This is a genomic window from Blastococcus sp. SYSU DS0533 (genome assembly GCF_054050775.1).
Window position 1 is genome coordinate 438,192 of the sequence record NZ_JBJGZZ010000001.1, and the last position, 18,025, is coordinate 456,216.

General features: G+C 74.4%; 17 protein-coding genes. 10 read left to right on the forward strand and 7 right to left on the reverse strand.

Features of this window, described 5'->3' with window-relative positions:
• Positions 1–82: 82 nt before the first annotated feature.
• From ACI79W_RS02260 to ACI79W_RS02275, 4 genes are all read left to right on the forward strand, one after another.
• The gene (locus ACI79W_RS02260; RefSeq protein ID WP_456560605.1) at positions 83–640 is read left to right on the forward strand and encodes a DUF222 domain-containing protein; all 558 of its coding nucleotides are present in this window, start codon (positions 83–85) and stop codon (positions 638–640) included.
• A 235-nt stretch (positions 641–875) separates the two neighbouring features.
• Positions 876–1,295, forward strand: a complete 420-nt coding sequence (locus tag ACI79W_RS02265; RefSeq protein WP_456560447.1) for an acyltransferase — start codon at positions 876–878, stop codon at positions 1,293–1,295.
• 168 nt (positions 1,296–1,463) lie between these two features.
• The gene (gene upp / locus ACI79W_RS02270) at positions 1,464–2,087 is read left to right on the forward strand and encodes a uracil phosphoribosyltransferase (protein WP_091929166.1); all 624 of its coding nucleotides are present in this window, start codon (positions 1,464–1,466) and stop codon (positions 2,085–2,087) included.
• Between the two features lie 2 nt (positions 2,088–2,089).
• The gene (locus ACI79W_RS02275) at positions 2,090–2,980 is read left to right on the forward strand and encodes a Gfo/Idh/MocA family protein (RefSeq protein ID WP_456560448.1); all 891 of its coding nucleotides are present in this window, start codon (positions 2,090–2,092) and stop codon (positions 2,978–2,980) included.
• A 10-nt stretch (positions 2,981–2,990) separates the two neighbouring features.
• Here ACI79W_RS02275 and ACI79W_RS02280 read toward each other — a convergent pair whose 3' ends face one another.
• The 4 genes from ACI79W_RS02280 to ACI79W_RS02295 all read right to left on the reverse strand — a co-directional run bounded on the left by ACI79W_RS02280 (position 2,991) and on the right by ACI79W_RS02295 (position 6,876).
• Positions 2,991–3,557: a dihydrofolate reductase family protein gene (locus tag ACI79W_RS02280; RefSeq protein WP_456560449.1), complete on the reverse strand. Its 567-nt coding sequence runs from the start codon at positions 3,555–3,557 to the stop codon at positions 2,991–2,993.
• Positions 3,558–3,623: 66 nt separating this feature from the next.
• Entirely contained in the window at positions 3,624–5,255 is a 1,632-nt protein-coding gene (locus ACI79W_RS02285) for a phospho-sugar mutase (protein WP_456560450.1), read from the reverse strand.
• Complete coding sequence (locus ACI79W_RS02290) at positions 5,252–6,070, reverse strand: NAD-dependent epimerase/dehydratase family protein (protein WP_456560451.1); 819 nt, start codon at positions 6,068–6,070, stop codon at positions 5,252–5,254. The genes ACI79W_RS02285 and ACI79W_RS02290 overlap by 4 nt, the downstream gene beginning before the upstream one ends.
• Positions 6,067–6,876 (reverse strand): purine-nucleoside phosphorylase, encoded by an 810-nt coding sequence (locus tag ACI79W_RS02295; protein WP_456560452.1) that lies wholly within the window; start codon positions 6,874–6,876, stop codon positions 6,067–6,069. Before ACI79W_RS02295 ends, ACI79W_RS02290 begins: the two co-directional genes overlap by 4 nt.
• A gap of 111 nt (positions 6,877–6,987) precedes the next feature.
• Between ACI79W_RS02295 and ACI79W_RS02300 the strand changes: the two genes are divergently transcribed.
• The 6 genes from ACI79W_RS02300 to ACI79W_RS02325 all read left to right on the forward strand — a co-directional run bounded on the left by ACI79W_RS02300 (position 6,988) and on the right by ACI79W_RS02325 (position 16,028).
• Entirely contained in the window at positions 6,988–8,193 is a 1,206-nt protein-coding gene (locus tag ACI79W_RS02300) for a glutamate--cysteine ligase (protein ID WP_456560453.1), read from the forward strand.
• Complete coding sequence (locus ACI79W_RS02305; RefSeq protein WP_456560454.1) at positions 8,190–9,527, forward strand: amidohydrolase; 1,338 nt, start codon at positions 8,190–8,192, stop codon at positions 9,525–9,527. Before ACI79W_RS02300 ends, ACI79W_RS02305 begins: the two co-directional genes overlap by 4 nt.
• A complete protein-coding gene (locus ACI79W_RS02310; RefSeq protein WP_456560455.1) occupies positions 9,481–11,451 on the forward strand; it encodes a methylmalonyl-CoA mutase family protein in 1,971 nt (656 codons plus the stop codon). The genes ACI79W_RS02305 and ACI79W_RS02310 overlap by 47 nt, the downstream gene beginning before the upstream one ends.
• Positions 11,448–13,655, forward strand: a complete 2,208-nt coding sequence (gene scpA, locus ACI79W_RS02315; protein ID WP_456560456.1) for a methylmalonyl-CoA mutase — start codon at positions 11,448–11,450, stop codon at positions 13,653–13,655. The genes ACI79W_RS02310 and scpA overlap by 4 nt, the downstream gene beginning before the upstream one ends.
• Positions 13,655–14,659: a methylmalonyl Co-A mutase-associated GTPase MeaB gene (gene meaB, locus ACI79W_RS02320; RefSeq protein WP_456560457.1), complete on the forward strand. Its 1,005-nt coding sequence runs from the start codon at positions 13,655–13,657 to the stop codon at positions 14,657–14,659. The genes scpA and meaB overlap by 1 nt, the downstream gene beginning before the upstream one ends.
• Before the next feature lie 124 nt (positions 14,660–14,783).
• Positions 14,784–16,028 carry an acyltransferase family protein gene (locus tag ACI79W_RS02325; RefSeq protein ID WP_456560458.1) on the forward strand — a complete coding sequence of 415 codons (1,245 nt, stop codon included), beginning with the start codon at positions 14,784–14,786 and terminating at the stop codon, positions 16,026–16,028.
• A 28-nt stretch (positions 16,029–16,056) separates the two neighbouring features.
• On the opposite strand, the gene ACI79W_RS02330 is transcribed toward ACI79W_RS02325, so the two are convergent.
• From ACI79W_RS02330 to ACI79W_RS02340, 3 genes are all read right to left on the reverse strand, one after another.
• Complete coding sequence (locus tag ACI79W_RS02330; protein ID WP_456560459.1) at positions 16,057–16,764, reverse strand: SDR family NAD(P)-dependent oxidoreductase; 708 nt, start codon at positions 16,762–16,764, stop codon at positions 16,057–16,059.
• Positions 16,757–17,440: an IspD/TarI family cytidylyltransferase gene (locus ACI79W_RS02335; protein ID WP_456560460.1), complete on the reverse strand. Its 684-nt coding sequence runs from the start codon at positions 17,438–17,440 to the stop codon at positions 16,757–16,759. The genes ACI79W_RS02330 and ACI79W_RS02335 overlap by 8 nt, the downstream gene beginning before the upstream one ends.
• Before the next feature lie 122 nt (positions 17,441–17,562).
• A complete protein-coding gene (locus tag ACI79W_RS02340; RefSeq protein ID WP_456560461.1) occupies positions 17,563–18,018 on the reverse strand; it encodes a gamma-glutamylcyclotransferase in 456 nt (151 codons plus the stop codon).
• Positions 18,019–18,025 lie beyond the last annotated feature (7 nt).

An 18,025-nucleotide genomic window follows, 5' to 3' on the forward strand; every position in this document is an offset into this window, starting at 1 on the left:
AAGGACCACCCCCTCCCCGCGACTCGCGAGCTCGCCGCGGGCCCCTGGGGATGGCCATCGCGCCCAGCGGCAGGCCGATGCCCTGGTCCAGCTCTGCGACAACGCCCTCGCCGCCGGCACCCTGCCGGTGCTGCGCACGCAGAAACCCCACGTGGTCGTCCGGGTGGACCTGGAGGACCTCGTCGACCCCACCACCGGGCCCGGGGCGGCGAAGCTCAGCTTCGGGGCGACCATCTCCGCCGCCCGCGCCCGCGCCAGCTGGCTGGCCTGCGACGGCGGCATCACCCGCATCGTGCTCGGCCCCGAGGGCCAGCCCCTGGATGTGGGCCCCATCCACCGCGTCGCCCCCCGCCACCTGCGCCGCGCGGTGGAGGCCCGCGACCGCGGCTGCGTCTTCACTGGCTGCCACGCCCCCACCCACTGGTGCGACGTCCACCACCTCATCCACTGGGCAGACGGCGGCCAGACCGACCTGCACAACTGCGCGCTGCTGTGCGAACGCCACCACACCAAGGTCCACCACGGGTTCCGCGTCGAACGCCAACCCGACGGCCGATGGCGCACCTGGCGGACCGACGGCACCGAGATCCTCGTCCTCCCCCGCACCACGACCGAACCCGCCCGGAGCCGGGCCGGCTGAGCGGTTGCGGCACCGCGGTCGTGCGTCCGACCACGCTGCAACGCCCCCTACCCGAGCGCGGGCAGGGGGCCAGCGCCGCGCCTGGGGTGCGACCGGTTCTGGCACGCTCGCCACCATGGTCGCGAGACTGCGTCACGCGGTGCGGATCGCTCTCTTCCGGCGATCCCACCCCCGCGTCCGGCTCGGTCCTGGTGTCACGATCGCCGGTCGGCTGACGGTCCAGGGTCCCGGGCGAGTGCTCATCGGAGAGGGCTGCCTCCTCGAGAGCAGGAGCGGGCAGCCCAACCGGCTGAACACCCTCGACCCCGACGCCGTCATCGAGATCGGCCCGCACTCCTACCTCAACGGCATCCGCATCGCGGCGCGGGAGTCCGTGGTCATCGGCGCCCGGGCCACGCTCGGCGCCGGGGCCATCTTCGACACCGACTTCCACGGCACCGCGCCCGACGAGCGGCACACCTCCTCACCGACCCGGCCGGTCCGCCTGGGGGACGACGTGTGGCTTGCTGAGCGGGCGGCGGTGCTCAAGGGCGTCACCGTGGGGGATGCGGCGGTCATCGGCTACGGCGCCGTGGTGGCGCAGGACGTGGCTGCCGGGGACATCGTCGCGCCAGCAGCTGTCCGGGTGGTGGGCAACACCGCGCGGGGCGAGTGATCGCCGCGTCGGGGTCGGCGCTCGGTGCGTCGACCCGAGCGGGATCCGGGCCGCGACCTCGCGGGCGGCACGCTGGCCGGTGGGCAGGTCACCCGCGGCCACCTGTGGCGCCTCGGTCGGCCCGGCGGTGATCTCCGGCCGCGTGTACCGACCGATACGGTGTCCGGCGTGCAGCTCACCGTCGTCGACCACCCGCTGGCCCGTGCCCGTCTGTCCCGGATGCGCGACGAGCGCACGGACAACGCCATGTTCCGCGCCGCGCTCCGCGAGCTGACTCAGATGCTGGTCTACGAGGCCACCCGCGATCTCGCCATCGCGGAGGAGCCGATCACGACCCCGGTCACCACCACCACGGGGTACCGGCTGGCCGCCCCGCCGCTGATCGTCCCGGTGCTGCGGGCCGGCCTGGGCATGGCCGACACCGCACACGGGATGCTGCCCGAGTCCCAGATGGGCTTCGTCGGGCTCGCCCGCAACGAGGAGACCTTCCAGCCCGAGGCGTACATGGCCTCGCTGCCCGAGACCCTGGTCGGCCGCGACGTCTTCGTCCTGGACCCGATGCTCGCCACCGGCGGCTCGCTGGTGCACTGCTGCGAGCTGCTCACCGCCCGCGGCACGACGTCGATCACCGTGCTCTGCGCCCTGGCGGCGCCTGACGGGCTGCGCCGTCTCGAGGAGAGCGGCCTGCCGCTGCGGGTGTTCACCGCCAGCGTCGACGAGGGGCTCAACGACAAGGCCTACATCGTCCCGGGCCTGGGCGACGCCGGCGACCGCCAGTTCGGCGCGGTCTGACCGTGCGCTTCGGGGTCCTCGGCACCGGCCACTGGGCGAAGGCGGTGCACGCCGCCGCGCTGGCCGCCCACCCGACGGCCGAGCTGGCCGGGGTGTGGGGCCGGGACCCGCAACGGGCGGAGGCGCTGGCGGCGGAGTTCGAGGTCCCCGGCTACAAGGACGTCGACGCGCTGCTGGCCGACGTCGACGCCGTCGCCATCGCCCTGCCGCCGCACGTGCAGGCGCCGCTCGCGGTGCGCGCGGCCGAGGCGGGCAGGCACCTGCTCCTGGAGAAGCCGATCGCGCTGGACGTGGCCGCGGCCGACCGGGTGGTCGACGCGGTGCGGGCGGCCGGTGTGGCCTCGGTCGTCTTCTTCACCTTCCGCTTCCAGACGGCGACCTCCACCTGGCTCACCCAGGCCGCGCGCACCCGCCTCGCCGGGGGCGCGGGCTCCTGGCTCTCCTCGCTCGCCGGCACCCCGTTCGCGGCCTCGCCCTGGCGCCAGGAGCACGGGGCGCTGTGGGACATCGGCCCGCACGCGCTGTCGGTTCTGGTGCCCGCGCTCGGGCCGGTCGTCGGCGTGCAGGCCGGGGCCGGGCTGCACGACACCGTCCACCTGGTCCTCACCCACGAGTCGGGGACGGCCTCGACGGTGACCTTGTCGCACACGGTGGCGCCGATGTCGTCCGGCATCGAGTTCTACGTGCACGGCGACGCCGGCCGGCTGGTCCTGCTGCCCGACGTCGAGGCTCCGGTGGAGGCGTTCACCGTCGCCGTCGACGAGCTGATCGCCGCCGCCGTCGCCGGGGGCACCCACCCGTGCGACGTCGGCTTCGGCCGCGACGTCGTCGCCGTCCTCGAGGCGGCCGGCCGCGCCCTGGGATCCGGCTGCCGGGAGCCCGTCGCGGCCTGACGGGTCCCCCTCAGTCGCGGATCACCCCGTGGCGGAGCATCACGGTCCCGTTGCCGAACCGCCGGGTCTCCAGCAGTTCCAGCCGGGTGAGGTCGTCCGCCTCCCCGAAGAGCCGCCGTCCGCGGCCGAGCAGGACGGGCGCCACGAAGAGCCGGTACTCGTCGACGAGGTCCAGCCGGCGGAAGGTCGCGGTGAGGTCCGGGCCGCCGAGCACCATGTCGCCGCCGGGCAGCTGCTGGAGCGTCCTGATCTCGTCCGGGTAGACCTCGTGCCGGACCTCGGTCGCCCACGGGACCTCGTCGCAGGTACGGGAGAACACGATCTTCGGCATGGCCCGCCAGATGCCGGCGAACTCCTTCTCCTCCGCCGAGGCGGCCGGGTCCTCGTCGGCCGTCGGCCAGTACGCCGCCATGAGCTCTTGGGTGACCCGGCCCTCCAGGAACGCGCTCGCCGTCGCCAGCTGGGCGTTCATGTGGCTGTGCAGCTCCTCGTCGACGAGGTGCCAGCTGATGTCGTGGTCGGGGCCCTCGAAGAACCCGTCCAGGGACACCGACAGGTGGACGACGATCTTCCGCATGCTTCCTCCGCTCGTGGCTGGACCTCTCGAGGAGGGGACCGCCCACGGGGGCGGAACTGATCGGTGTCAGAGCCCGAGCGCCGCCGACATCTCCGCGCGCAGCTGGTCCAGCTCGTCGGCGCCGCGACCCCGGGCGGCGATCAGCCCGGCGTCGTCGTGCACCGGGACGACCGTCTCCAGGTAGGCCTTGAGCTTCGGCTCGGTGCCGCTGGGCCGGACGATCACCCGCACGCCGTCGCCCAGCAGCCGCACGGCGTCGACCGGCGGTGTCCCGAGGGCGAGGTCGGCGAACTCCACCGGCCGGCCGAGAAGGGTGGCCGGCGGGGCCGAGCGCAGCCGGGCCATCGCCCCGGAGATGACCGAGAGGTCCTCCACCCGCACCGACAGCTGCCCGGTGGCGAAGAGCCCGTGCTCCCGGGCCAGCTCGTCGAGCCGGTCCAGCAGGGTGCGGCCGGCGGCCTTGAGCTCCGCGGCCAGCAGCGCGACGGCGGCTGCTGCGGAGATGCCGTCCTTGTCCCGCACCACCGACGGCGCCACCGAGTAGCCCAGCGCCTCCTCGTAGCCGTAGACCAGGGGCGCGGCGTCCGAGCCGGCCCGCATGATCCACTTGAAGCCGGTGGGCGTCTCCTCCGACGGCGCCCCGTGCGCCTCGGCGACGACGTGCATGAGCGATCCGCTGACCAGCGACGACGCGTACGTGCCGCGCACCCCGCGGCGCAGCAGCCAGTCGGCCAGCAGCGCGCCCACCTCGTCACCGGTGAGCTGCCGGCCACCGACCACCACCGAGCAGCGGTCGGCGTCCGGGTCCTGCGCGATCGCGACGTCGGCGCCCGAGCGCTCGGCCAGCGCGATGAGCAGGTCCACCGCCCCGGGCTCCTCCGGGTTCGGGAAGGCGACCGTCGGGAACGCCGGGTCGGGGCTGTCCTGCTCGGCCACGGCGGCCGGCTCCGCGAACCCCGCCGCGGCGAACACCAGCCGGGTGGTGGACGCGCCCACCCCGTGCATGGCGGTGTAGGCCACCCGCAACGCCGCCCGGTCGGCGGCCGGGACGCGTTCCGGGTCCAGGGCCCGCACGACCGCGGCCACGTACCCGGTCAGGACGTCGTCGCCCAGGATCCCGTGCCCGCCGCTCAGCGGGATCTCCCGCGCCGGGCCGACGGCGGCGATGGCGGCCTCGATCTCCCGGTCGGCCGGCGGCACCAATTGGGCGCCGCCCTCCAGGTAGAGCTTGTAGCCGTTGTCCTCGGGCGGGTTGTGGCTGGCGGTGACCATGACGCCGGCCACCGCGCCGAGGTGGCGGACGGCGAAGGCCAGGACCGGGGTGGGCAGCGGCCGCGGCATCAGCTGCACCTGGAAGCCCAGCCCCGAGAACACCCGGGCCGAGAGGAGGGCGAACTCGTCCGACCGCCGCCGGGCGTCGAAACCGATCACGACCGTGCCGCCGTCGTGCCCGGTCGCCAGCAGGTACCGGCCGACCCCGGCGGCGGCGCGCAGCACCACGGCGGCGTTCATCCCGGCCGGGCCCGCCCGCAGCGGGCCGCGCAGCCCCGCCGTCCCGAAGGTCAGCGGGCCGGCGAACCGGCGGGCGAGCTCGGCGGTGTCCCCGGCCTCGACCAGCGCCAGGATCTCGGCGCGGTCGCCCTCGTGCGGGTCCGCCGCGGCCCAGGCGCGGGCGGTGGCGAGCAGGTCCTGCGTCATGCCGTGAAGTTCTCCGCGTCGAAGTCGGCGGTCGTGTACTCGCCGCCGACCCGGCGGTGCACCGGGTCGGCGAGGTCGGGCTCGCCGTGGGCGGCGACCAGCGCGGCGGCGTGGCCCTCGGCGTCGTCGGTGGAGCGGTAGCCCAGCGCCTCGGCGGCGGAGAGGTCCCACCAGCGGCGGGTGTTGCGCGACACCCCCCAGACGACGCGGAAGCCGGGCGACGGCGCCCGCAGCGCGGCGTCGACCAGCGCGACCGTGTCGGCGGGGGAGAGCCACGTCGAGAGCTGGCGGGTGGTGGTCGGCTCGGCGAAGGCGCTGCCGATCCGCAGGCAGACGACGTCCAGGCCGTAGCGGTCGGCGTACAGCGAGCCCAGCGCCTCCATCGCGACCTTCGAGACCCCGTAGTAGGTGTCCGGGCGCGGCGGCGCGTCCTCCTCGCGGAGCAGACCGCCGGCCGGGCGCTCGGTGTAGCCCGACGCGTGGTTGCTGCTGGCCAGCACCACGCGCGGGACGCCGGCCCGCCGGGCGGCCTCCAGCGCGCAGTAGGTGCCCTCGATGTTGGCGTGCGAGATCGCCGCCCAGGTCGACTCCCCGGAGATGCCGGCGAGGTGGACGACGGCGGACGCGCCGCGGGCGGCGTCGGTCGTCGCGGCCAGGTCGGTGACGTCGGCGACGAGGTGCTCCTCGCCGGGCCGGGGTTCGGGAACCGCGACGACGTCGAGGCCGCGGACCGCCCAGCCGCGCTCCGGCAACCCGCCGCGCAGGACCGTGCCGATCCGTCCCGCCGCGCCGGTGACCAGGACGGGCCCGGTCACGGGAGCCGCTCGATCAGCTGGACGAGGAAGGCACCCAGCCGTCCGGCGGCCGCCTTGCCCGCCGCCAGCACCTCCTGGTGGTCCAGCGCCTCGCCGGTGATCCCGGCCGCGGCGTTGGTGACCATCGACAGCCCGAACACCTCCGCGCCCGCGGCCCGTGCGGCGATGGCCTCCAGCGCGGTGGACATGCCGACCAGGTCGGCACCGAGCGTCCGCAGCATGCGGATCTCCGCCGGCGTCTCGAAGTGCGGGCCCGGCAGCTGGGCGTAGACGCCCTCGACCAGCGACGGGTCCAGCTCCCTGGCGATCGCGCGCAGCCGGGAGGAGTAGAGGTCGGTGAGGTCGACGAAGTTCGCCCCCACGAGCGGCGAGCGCGCGGTCAGGTTCAGGTGGTCGGAGATCACCACGGCCTGGCCCACCCGGTGGTCGGGGGCCAGGCCGCCGGCGGCGTTGGTCAGGACGACGGTCCGCACACCCGCGGCGGCCGCCGTCCGGACGCCGTGGACGACCGGCTCGACGCCGCGGCCCTCGTAGTAGTGGGTGCGGCCGAGGAAGAGGAGCACCCCGCGCCCGCCCACCCGCACCGAACGGATCTCGCCGCCGTGCCCGACGACGGTCGGGGCGGCGAAGCCGGGCAGGTCGCCGATCGCCACCGACCCGCCGGCCTCGCCGAACGCGTCGGCCGCGGGGGCCCAGCCCGAGCCCATGACGACGGCGACGTCGTGCGGGCCGCCGAGCGCGGTGGTCAGGGCGTCCGCCGCCTGCGCGGCCAGGGCGGTGGGGTCGGTCCCGGGGAGCTCGCTCACGCAGGGACGCTAACGCAGCGGCACGGGCGACGTGGTGGAGCGGCCTGCCTGCAGGAACGGGGGAGGCACGCCGCCGGGTGGGGCAGCGTGATCGTCCCTAGACTCCGGGAGGTGGAGATCCCCTTCCGTAGCTCCGGTCGCGCCAGCCTCGGCGTGGAGTGGGAGCTGCAACTGGTCGACCGGGAGACCCGCGAGCTCGCCCCCGGCGCCGTCGAGATCCTCGAGGCGCTGCGCCCCGAGGGGGCCGACGAGCACCCGAAGGCCAAGCACGAGCTGCTGCAGTCGACGGTGGAGATCATCACCGGGGTCTGCACGACGGTGCGCGAGGCCAAGGCCGACCTGGCGGGCACCCTCGCCGAGGTCGTCGCCCAGGCCGACCGGCGGGGGCTCGGGCTGCTGTGCGCTGGCACCCACCCGTTCACCGACTGGCAGACGCAGGAGATCTCGCCCAAGGAGCGCTACCAGGAGCTGGTGGAGCGCATGCAGTGGCTGGCCCGCCGCCTGCAGATCTTCGGGGTGCACGTGCACGTGGGCGTCCGCGCGCCCGAGAAGGTCATCCCGATCGTCAACGCGCTGTGCCAGTACGTGCCCCACTTCCTCGCGCTCTCCTCGTCCTCGCCGTTCTGGGTGGGCTGCGACACCGGGCTGGCCTCCGCGCGCACCAAGATCTTCGAGGGGATGCCGACCGCGGGTCTGCCCTTCCAGCTCGACGACTGGAGCCAGTTCGAGGACTACATGGAGACGCTGATCTCCACCGGGAGCATCGAGAGCGTCCGCGAGGTCTGGTGGGACATCCGCCCGCACCCCGACTTCGGCACCGTCGAGCTGCGCATCTGCGACGGCCTGCCCACCCTCGACGAGGTCGGCGCCGTCGCCGCCCTGGCCCAGTGCCTGGTCGAGCAGTTCGACACGCAGATCGACCGCGGCTACACCCTGCCCCGCCCCGAGGAGTGGGTCGTGCGGGAGAACAAGTGGCGCGCGTCCCGCTACGGCCTGGACGCCGACATCATCGTCGACGAGCACTACGCCGTCCGGCCGGTGCGCGAGGCGATCACCGAGCTGGTGGCGGAGCTGATGCCCACGGCGAAGCGGCTGGACTGCGAGGCCGAGCTCGCCGACGTGCTGCGCGTCCTCGAGGTCGGCGCCTCCTACCAGCGGCAGCGGGCGGTGGCGCTGGCGCACGACGGCGGGCTGGCGCCGGTCGTGGACGGCCTGCTGGCCGAACTGCGGGACGGCCTGCCCTCCTCCGGCCCCGCGGGCCGGCCCGACGGCCCGGTGCCCGGCCCGGCCGAGTGCGCGGGCGGGCACGCCGCATGACCCCGGTCGTCGAGAAGCTCAGCGCGGCCGTCGACGAGTGGGTCAGCGCGAACCGGGCGGCCCTGTCGGCCACCCGGCGGCACCTGCACGCCCACCCCGAGCTCGGCTACGCCGAGTTCGAGACGACGTCGTTCCTCGAGGAGCGGTTGCGGCACCACGGGCTCACGCCGCGCCGGCTCCCCACCGGCACCGGGCTGAGCGTCGACGTCGGGACGGGCGGGGGGCCGGTCGTCGTCCTCAGGGCCGACATCGACGCGCTGCCGCTCAAGGACCTCAAGGACGTGCCGTACGCCTCCACCCGCGAGGGTCTGGCCCACGCCTGCGGTCACGACGTGCACACCACCGTGGTGCTCGGCGTGGCCGTCGCGCTCGCCGCGCTCGACGGGCTGCCGGGCACGGTCCGCTGCGTCTTCCAGCCCGCCGAGGAGACGGTGCCCGGGGGCGCCACCGAGGTGGTCGCCTCCGGCGTCCTGGACGGGGCCTCGCGCGCTTTCGCGCTGCACTGCGACCCGTCGATCCCGGCCGGGAAGATCGGGCTGCGCACCGGCGCGATCACCGCGGCCTGCGACCGGATGGACGTCACGCTCACCGGGCCGGGCGGGCACACCGCCCGGCCGCAGATGACGGTCGACCTCGTCGATGCGCTCGGCCGGATCATCACCGACGTGCCCGGGCTGCTCTCCCGCCAGGTCGACCCGAGGACGGGGATGTCGCTCGTCTGGGGCGCGGTCAACGCCGGCGTGGCGGCCAACGCCATCCCGCAGCGGGGGACGCTGCGGGGCACCGTCCGGGTGCTGGACCGGGAGGCGTGGAGGGACGCCGAGGAGCTGATGCGCTCGCTCGTGGGGCGGGTCGCCGCCACCACCGGCGCCGAGGTCGACGTCGACTACATCCGCGGGGTCCCGCCGGTGGTCAACGACCCGCGTGCCGTTGCCCTGCTGCGCACGGCCGCCCTGGGCACCGTGGGGGCGGACAACCTCGTCCTCTCCCCGCAGAGCATGGGCGGCGAGGACTTCGGCTGGTTCGCCGACGTCATGCCGATCGCGCTCGCCCGGCTGGGCACCCACGGCGGCGGCGCCCCCCTCGACCTGCACCGGGGCACCTTCGACGTCGACGAGCGCGCCATCGGCGTCGGGGTGCGGCTGCTCGCCCGCACCGCGCTGCTCGCGCTGGAGGCGGACGCCGAACCGTCCCCGGCCAGCTCAGGGGCACCCCCTCGCACGCGGAGACCGGCCCCCGGGGACACTTCTGCCCGACGAGCCGTCGACGAGAGGCGGGAATCCCAGGATGAGCACGACCGACGAGACGACCGGCCGGGGCCCGGCGGCGGCTGACGCCGACGTGCCCGCCGAGCACGCGGTGCCCGAGGACCTCGCGCTCGCGGGCGAGTTCGACGCGGTGAACCGCGACCAGTGGCGCGAGCTGGTCGCCGGCGTCCTGCGCAAGGCCGGGCGCGAGGCGCTCCCCGACCCGGTCGAGGACGCGCTGCGCCGGCCGGTCGCGCCCGGTGTGACGGTGGCCCCCCTCTACACCGCCGAGGACGCCGGTGACCTCCCCGCGGGCGTCGGCGTGCCCGGTCTCCCGCCGTTCGTGCGCGGTGCCCGCCCCGCCGGCGGGCCCGCCGGCTCGGCCGAGGTGACGGCGTCCGGGGGCGCCGAGGGCGGCGCGTCCGGCGGGTGGGACATCCGGCAGCGGCACGCCCACCCCGACGTCGCGGTGACGAAGGAGGCGATCGCCGCCGACCTGGAGAACGGCGTCACGTCGCTGTGGCTGGTCCTGGGCGAGGGGGCGGTCCCCGTCGAGGCGCTGGGTGAGGTCCTCGCCGACGTCTACCTGGACCTGGCGCCGGTGACCGTGCAGGGCGGGCTTGCGGCGGCCGAGGCGTTCCTCGCGCTCGTCGACGGCCGCACCGACGTCGCGTCCGGCGGCTGCCTCGGTCTCGACCCACTGAGCGTGGAGGCGGCCTCGGGGGAGCGGCAGGACCTCTCCGGCCTCGCCGACGTCGCCCGCCGCGCCGCGGCCCACCCGGGGCTGCGGACCGTCGTCGTCGACGGCACCGTCTTCCACGACGCCGGGGCGTCGGTGGTGGAGGAGCTGGGCTGCTCGCTGGCCGCGGGGGTCGCCTACCTGCGGGCGCTGACCGGCTCTGCGGACGGGCGGCAGGGCCTGGGCGTCGACGAGGCGTTCGGTCAGCTGGAGTTCCGCTACGCGGCCTCGGCCGACCAGTTCACGACCATCGCCGCGCTGCGCGCCGCCCGCCGGCTGTGGGACCGCGTCGGCGAGGTCAGCGGCGCCTCGCCCGAGGCCCGCGCCCAGCGGCAGCACGCCGTCACCTCGTCGGTGATGACGACGAAGCGGGACCCGTGGGTCAACATGCTGCGCACCACGGTGGCCTGCTTCGCCGCCGGCGTGGGCGGTGCGGACGCGGTGACCGTGCAACCCTTCGACGCCGCGCTGGGGCTTCCCGACCCGTTCTCCCGCCGCATCGCGCGCAACACCCAGAACCTCCTCGTCGAGGAGGGGCACCTGGGCCGCGTGCTCGACCCGGCCGGTGGCTCCTGGTACGTCGAGTCGCTGACCGACGAGCTCGCCCGCGCCGCGTGGGAGTGGTTCACCGAGATCGAGCGGGCCGGCGGGCTCTCCGCCGCGCTGGCCTCGGGGCTGGTCCGCGACCGGATCGCGCAGGCCTGGGACGCGCGGGCCGAGCGGTTGGCCACCCGTGCCGACGCGATCACCGGCGTCAGCGAGTTCCCCAACCTCACCGAGAAGCTGCCCGCCCGCCGGCCCGCTGCCGACGTGCTGCCGGGGACCGGCGGGCTTCCGCGGGTGCGCGCCGCGCAGGAGTTCGAGGCGCTGCGGGATGCCGCGGACGCCGCGGCGGGGGCGGAGGACGGGACCCGGCCGTCGGTGTACCTGGCCACGATGGGCCCGATCGCCCGGCACACCGCCCGGGCCACCTTCGCGGCCAACCTGTTCCAGGCCGGTGGCCTGGCCACCCCGGCCGGGGACGGCGCCGGCGGGCTGGCCGACGCGGGCACGACCGTGGCCTGCATCTGCGGCACCGACAAGGACTACGCCGAGCACGCCGCGGGGCTGGCGGCGGAGCTCAGGGCGGCCGGGGCGACCTCCGTCTGGCTGGCCGGCAAGCCAGACCTCGCCGTCGTCGGGGTCGACGGCTACGTCTTCGCCGGGTGCGACGCGCTGGCGGCGCTGCGCACGGTGCACTCCGAGCTGGGTCTGGAAGGAGAGCGGGCATGAGCGGCATCCCCGACTTCGGTTCCGTCGAGCTGAGCGCCCCATCCGCGGCTGCCTCGGCCGCCGACTGGGCCAAGGCGTTCGAGGAGGCGACCGGGCGCAGCGTCGAGGAGGCGGCCTGGGAGACGCCGGAGGGGATCTCCGTCCCGCCGCTGTACACCCCGGCCGACCTGCAGGGCCTCGACTTCCTCGAGACCCTGCCCGGGCTGCCGCCGTTCCTGCGCGGCCCCTACCCGACGATGTACACCACCCAGCCGTGGACGATCCGCCAGTACGCGGGCTTCTCCACCGCCGCCGAGTCCAACGCCTTCTACCGGCGCAACCTCGCCGCCGGGCAGAAGGGCCTGTCGATCGCCTTCGACCTGCCCACCCACCGCGGCTACGACTCCGACCACCCCCGCGTGCCCGGTGACGTGGGCATGGCGGGTGTCGCGATCGACTCGATCCTGGACATGCGCCAGCTGTTCGACGGCATCCCGCTGGACCGGATGTCGGTGTCGATGACGATGAACGGCGCCGTGCTGCCGGTGCTCGCGCTCTACATCGTGGCGGCCGAGGAGCAGGGGGTGGAGCCGGGGCAGCTGACCGGCACCATCCAGAACGACATCCTCAAAGAGTTCATGGTGCGCAACACCTACATCTACCCGCCCAAGCCCTCGATGCAGATCATCAGCGACATCTTCGCGTTCACCTCGCAGAAGATGCCGAAGTTCAACTCGATCTCGATCTCGGGCTACCACATCCAGGAGGCCGGGGCGACAGCCGACCTGGAGCTGGCCTACACGCTCGCCGACGGTGTGGAGTACCTGAAGGCGGGTCAGGCCGCGGGCATGGACGTCGACGCGTTCGCTCCGCGGCTCTCCTTCTTCTGGGCCATCGGCATGAACTTCTTCATGGAGGTCGCGAAGCTGCGGGCCGGGCGGCTGCTGTGGGCCAAGCTGGTGCGCGAGGCCGGGGCGCAGAACCCCAAGTCGCTGTCGCTGCGCACCCACTCCCAGACCTCGGGCTGGTCGCTCACCGCGCAGGACGTCTACAACAACGTCGTCCGCACCTGCCTGGAGGCGATGGCCGCCACCCAGGGGCACACCCAGTCGCTGCACACCAACGCCCTCGACGAGGCGCTGGCCCTGCCGACGGACTTCTCCGCCCGCATCGCCCGCAACACCCAGCTGCTGCTGCAGCAGGAGTCGGGCACCACCCGCGTCGTCGACCCGTGGGGCGGCTCGGCGTACGTCGAGAAGCTCACCTACGACCTGGCCCGCCGCGCCTGGGCGCACATCCAGGAGGTCGCCGAGCACGGCGGCATGGCGCAGGCCATCGACGACGGCATCCCCAAGCTGCGCATCGAGGAGGCCGCGGCCCGCACCCAGGCCCGGATCGACTCCGGCCGCCAGCCGGTCATCGGGGTGAACAAGTACCGGGTCGACGCCGACGAGGCGATCGAGGTGCTCAAGGTCGACAACGCCGACGTGCTGGCCCAGCAGAAGGCCAAGCTCGAGCAGCTGCGCGCCGACCGCGACGGCCGCGCGGTCACCGAAGCGCTCGGCCGGCTCACCGACGCCGCGCGCGCCGCAGCCGAGGGCCGCCGCGGCAACGACCTCGACGCCAACCTGCTGAAGCTCGCCGTCGACGCCGCGCGGGCCAAGGCCACCGTCGGGGAGATCTCCGACGCGCTGGAGGCCGTCTACGGCCGGCACGCCGGCCAGGTGCGCACCATCTCCGGCGTCTACCGCGACGAGGCAGGAGCATCCGGGCCGATGGAGGAGACCCGCCGGCTGGCCGAGGAGTTCGCCGAGGCCGAGGGCCGTCGGCCGCGCATCCTCGTGGCCAAGATGGGCCAGGACGGGCACGACCGCGGGCAGAAGGTCATCGCCACCGCGTTCGCCGACCTGGGCTTCGACGTCGACGTCGGCCCGCTGTTCCAGACCCCCGACGAGGTCGCCCGGCAGGCGGTCGAGGCCGACGTGCACGTCGTCGGGGTCTCCTCGCTCGCCGCCGGCCACCTCACGCTGGTGCCGGCGCTGCGCGACGCGCTGGCCGAGCTGGGTGCCGACGACGTGCTCATCGTCGTCGGCGGCGTCATCCCGCCCGACGACGTCCCCACGCTGAAGGAGATGGGCGCCGCCGCGGTCTTCCCGCCCGGCACCGTCATCGCCGAGGCAGCCCAGGAGCTCCTGCGGACGCTGTCGCAGCGCCTCGGCCACTGATGGCGAGGGAGGTCGACGTCCCGGCCCTCGTCGAGGGGGTGCTCGCCGGGGACCGCCGCGTGGTGGCGCGGGCCATCACGCTGGTGGAGTCCCGGCGGGCCGACCACCGGGAGAAGGCGCAGGAGCTGCTGGTCGAGCTGCTGCCGCACGCCGGGGGAGCGCGCCGCGTCGGGATCAGCGGCGTGCCCGGCGTGGGCAAGTCGACCTTCATCGACCAGCTGGGCGTGGACCTGACGGGAAAGGGCCACCGGGTCGCGGTGCTCGCCGTCGACCCCTCGTCGGCCCGCTCGGGCGGCTCGATCCTCGGGGACAAGACGCGGATGGCGCGGCTGGCGGTCGACCCGCAGGCGTTCATCCGGCCCTCGCCGACCTCGGGAACCCTCGGCGGGGTGGCGCAGGCCACGCGCGAGTCGATGGTCGTCGTCGAGGCGGCGGGCTACGACGTCGTGCTGGTGGAGACCGTCGGCGTCGGCCAGTCGGAGATCACCGTGGCGGAGATGGTCGACTCGTTCCTGTTCCTGACCATCGCGCGGACCGGTGACCAGCTGCAGGGCATCAAGCGCGGCATCCTCGAGATCGCCGACGTCATCGCCGTCAACAAGGCCGACGGGCCCGCGGCCGCCGACGCCCGCAAGGCGGCGAGGGAGCTCTCCCAGGCGATCCGGCTGCTGCGCGGGCGCGGCACCGGCTGGGACGTCCCGGTGCTCACCTGCGCCGGGCTCACCGGTGACGGGCTGGACGAGGTCTGGGCCAAGCTGGTCGAGCACCAGGAGCGGGCCAAGGTCTCGGGCGCGTTCGACGAGCGGCGGCGCACCCAGCAGGTGCGCTGGACCTGGCAGCTGGTGCGCGACGGGCTGGAGCACCAGCTCCGTGCGCACCCGGGCGTGCGGGCCGCGGTCCCTGACCTGGAGAAGGCGGTGCTGGCCGGTGAGCTCACCCCTGCCCTGGCCGCCCGGCAGGTCCTGGACCTTTTCACGGGCGGCAGCGGCGCCGGGCCGGCCTGACCCCACGCGCCCCACCGGTCCGTCCGCCCGCACCCTCCCCGGCCGTCTCGTGTCGGACGGCTCCGTCACCAGGAGCGAGTGGATGCGCCGTTAACGTCACCGCTCAACCGAACGAGGGGGAGGCGTGTCCGAACACCGCGAGCAGGGACCGACGACGGGCGAGCGCCTGCGGGTCGTCGACGCACTGCGCTTCATCGCCGCCCTCGCCGTCGTGATGTTCCACTTCACCGGCCGCGACAGCGTGGCGTGGGCCGAGAGCGTCCGTGACGTCTTCCCGTTCCTCAGCCGCTTCACCATCTACGGCGGTTTCGGGCCGTACCTGTTCTTCATGATCAGCGGCTTCGTGGTCCTGATGAGCACCTGGGACCGGCCGGTGCCCTCCTTCATCGGCTCCCGCGTGGGGCGGCTCTACCCCGCCTACTGGTTCGCCGTCGTGTTCACCGGCGTGGTGCTCGTGACCAACCGCTCGATCCTCCCCGACTGGGACGCCGTGAGCCTCCCGGGAGCAGCGCTGAACCTGACGATGTTCCAGTCGGCCCTCGGGGTCCCGAACCTCGACGGGGCCTACTGGACGCTGTGGGCGGAGATGAAGTTCTACCTCCTCCTGCTCGGCATGTCGCTCGTGGGCATCACCCGGGAGCGGATGCTGGCGCTGTGCCTCCTCTGGCCGGTGCTCGGCGCGCTGGCGGCGCGCACCGAGTCGGCGGTGCTCGCCGAGATCCTGATGCCGGACTACGCGCCGTTCTTCTGCATCGGCATCCTGGTCTACCTCGTTCACCGCGAGGGGTGGAGCGGCAGCCCGGGCCTGCTGCTCGGCCTGAACTACCTCTTCGCGCTGTGGGTCTGCGCGGTCTACTACATCCCGTGGTCGGCCCGGGTGGCCGGTGCGCCGGTGTCCTTCCGCGCGCTCGCCGTCCTGTTCACCTTGTGCGTCGTCGCTCTCGCCGTCGCGACCCTCACGGGGGTCAACCGGCTGGACTGGCGGTGGCTCACCTTCCTGGGCGCCCTCACGTACCCGCTCTACCTCATCCACCAGGTGGCCGGCTGGGTGCTGCTGCACCGGCTGGGCCCGGTCCTGCCGGCCTACGTCGCCCTCACCGTGGTGGTGGCGCTGATGCTCGTGCTCGCCTACCTGGTGCACCGGTACGTCGAGCGGCCCTTCGGCCCCCGGCTGCGGCGCGCGGTGGAGCGGGACCTGGACCGGACGCCGGCCCGGCGGGAGCCGGTCAGCGGTGGCCACGACGGCACGGTGCACCCCGCCGGTGCCGGCCGGTCGCGCCCCCTGCCCCCGCTGCCCTCCTCGCGGGTGCCGGCGGAGCGGTCCGGTGACCTGCTGGACGCCGTCCCCCCGGGTGCCGGGCGGCGCTGACCCTCGGCCGGACGGCCGGACGGCCGGGCTACTGGCGGACGACCAGGTTGGTGCTGTCGACGAACCGGCCGACGTCGGTGCTCAGCATCTCGATCACCTGGGCCACGTGCTCCGGCTGCATGATCGTCGACGGGTCCTCGTCGGGCGCCAGCGTTCGGCGCAGGTCCGTCGCGGTCCGGCCGGGGGAGATGCACACGACCCGGGTGCCGTAGATCGCCAGCTCCTCCCGCATGACCTCGCTCATGTTGATGACCGCGGCCTTCGACGCCGAGTAGGTCAACCACCCCGACCGGCCCTGGATGCCCGCGGTCGAGGCAACGTTCACGACCACCTCGAAGCGGTTCCCCAGGTGCAGCAGCTCCTGGACGATCGTGAACGGGGCGTACAGGTTGACCGCCATGGTCCGCTCGAACTCCTCGAAGCGGATCTGGTGGATCGGCTGGGGGTTGGTGTAGCCGGCGTTGTTGACCAGCACGTCGATGTTGCCGTGCGCCGAGTGCACGTCGCGCACGAGGCCGAGGATGCCGGGCCGGTCGGCGAGGTCGAAGGGGTGCGCCGAGACGGCGACGGCCGGGTTCAGCGCGGCGACCCGCGAGACGGCGTCCTCGAACGCCGGGGAGCTGCGGGCGACGAGCACGAGCCGGGCCACGTCGTCCCGGGCGGCGAAGCGCTCGGCGGTCCGGAGCCCGATCCCCTTCGACGCCCCGGTGACCAGGACGGTGCGGCCCTCACTCATCCTCGGTCTCCCCGTGCAGCAGGGACACCGCGAGGTGGATGTCGGTCGGCGTGGTCACCTTGATGTTGGTGTCCTGGCCGTCGATGTAGTGCACCGGGATGCCGGCGGCGGCGAGCATGGAGGCGTCCTCGGTGAAGCCGTGGCCCTGGGTCCTGGCGAACTCGTGCGCCGCGGCGAGGTCGGCGAGGGCGAACTTCTGCGGCAGCTGCACGTTGCGCAGCCGGGCGCGGTCCAGGTAGCCGGTGACCGCGCGCGTCTCCGGGTCGACCGGGGCCACGGTGAACGGGATCGGGATCATGTAGCTCACGTTGCGCTCGGGGGAGCGGATGAGCCGGCTGAAGTCGGCGGAGCGCACCAGCGGCCGGGCCGCCTCGTGCAGGACGACGTCGGCGTTCCGGCAGAGCCCCAGGGCGGCGGCCACCGACTGCTGCCGGGTGGCGCCGGCCGCGACGTAGTCCACGGGCGTCCGGATGGCGTAGTCGCGGACGATCCCCTCGACGTCCTCCCGCCAGCCCTCCGGGTAGTTGAGGACGATCTGGTCGATCTCGGGCACCGCGTCGGCGGCGACGAGCGAGTAGACGAGGATCGGGAGGCCGTTGACGGTCAGGAACTGCTTCGGGCGGTCGGCGCGCATCCGGGTGCCGCTGCCGCCGTTGAGCAGAACGAGTGAGTACACGTGCGATCCGTCCTCGTCCGGGTGGGCCGGGCAATCCGGGGACCACCCGAGTCGTCCGGCGGAGTCGGCCCATCCTCGCAGACCGGGTGGGCGGCTGGTCGCCGCCGCGGGTGCGGGGTGGGTCAGAACGCGCTGCGGCAATCCCGGGAGCGCAGCTCGCGCACGTAGTCGTCCGGGGCCCCGGCTGCCTCCGCGCCGTCGGCCACCGCGCCCAGGTGCCGGGCCGAGGGGAGGCCGCCCTCGAAGGCGTCCAGCACGTAGACGTAGGCGACGACGTCGCCGCCCAGGGTGTGCACCCGCAGGTGCACCCGGCGGTAGAGGTCGGAGTCGGCGCCCTCCCACGCGTCCAGGGCCCGCTCGTCGGCCTCGGTCAGGTCGTAGAGCGCGACGAACACGCCCACCCCGTCGTCCTCCGCCGGTACCAGCGTGGCGAGCGCGCCCTCCCAGCCGAGCTCCTCGCCGCCGAAGGTCAGGCGCCAGCCGCGGATCCATCCGGTGCCGGTGTGCGGGGACGACGGACACCGGCGCAGCATCTGAGCCGGGTCCATGTTGGAACCGTAGGCGGCGTAGAGGCCCATCGCGGCG

Coding starts and splice junctions, on each gene's coding strand:
- ACI79W_RS02280 (WP_456560449.1), bottom strand. CDS start 3,557: ATGCGGAAGATCGTCGTCCACCTGTCGGTGTCCCTGGACGGGTTCTTC.
- ACI79W_RS02285 (WP_456560450.1), bottom strand. CDS start 5,255: ATGACGCAGGACCTGCTCGCCACCGCCCGCGCCTGGGCCGCGGCGGAC.
- ACI79W_RS02305 (WP_456560454.1), top strand. CDS start 8,190: ATGACCCCGGTCGTCGAGAAGCTCAGCGCGGCCGTCGACGAGTGGGTC.
- ACI79W_RS02310 (WP_456560455.1), top strand. CDS start 9,481: ATGAGCACGACCGACGAGACGACCGGCCGGGGCCCGGCGGCGGCTGAC.
- scpA (WP_456560456.1), top strand. CDS start 11,448: ATGAGCGGCATCCCCGACTTCGGTTCCGTCGAGCTGAGCGCCCCATCC.
- meaB (WP_456560457.1), top strand. CDS start 13,655: ATGGCGAGGGAGGTCGACGTCCCGGCCCTCGTCGAGGGGGTGCTCGCC.
- ACI79W_RS02330 (WP_456560459.1), bottom strand. CDS start 16,764: ATGAGTGAGGGCCGCACCGTCCTGGTCACCGGGGCGTCGAAGGGGATC.
- ACI79W_RS02340 (WP_456560461.1), bottom strand. CDS start 18,018: ATGGGCCTCTACGCCGCCTACGGTTCCAACATGGACCCGGCTCAGATG.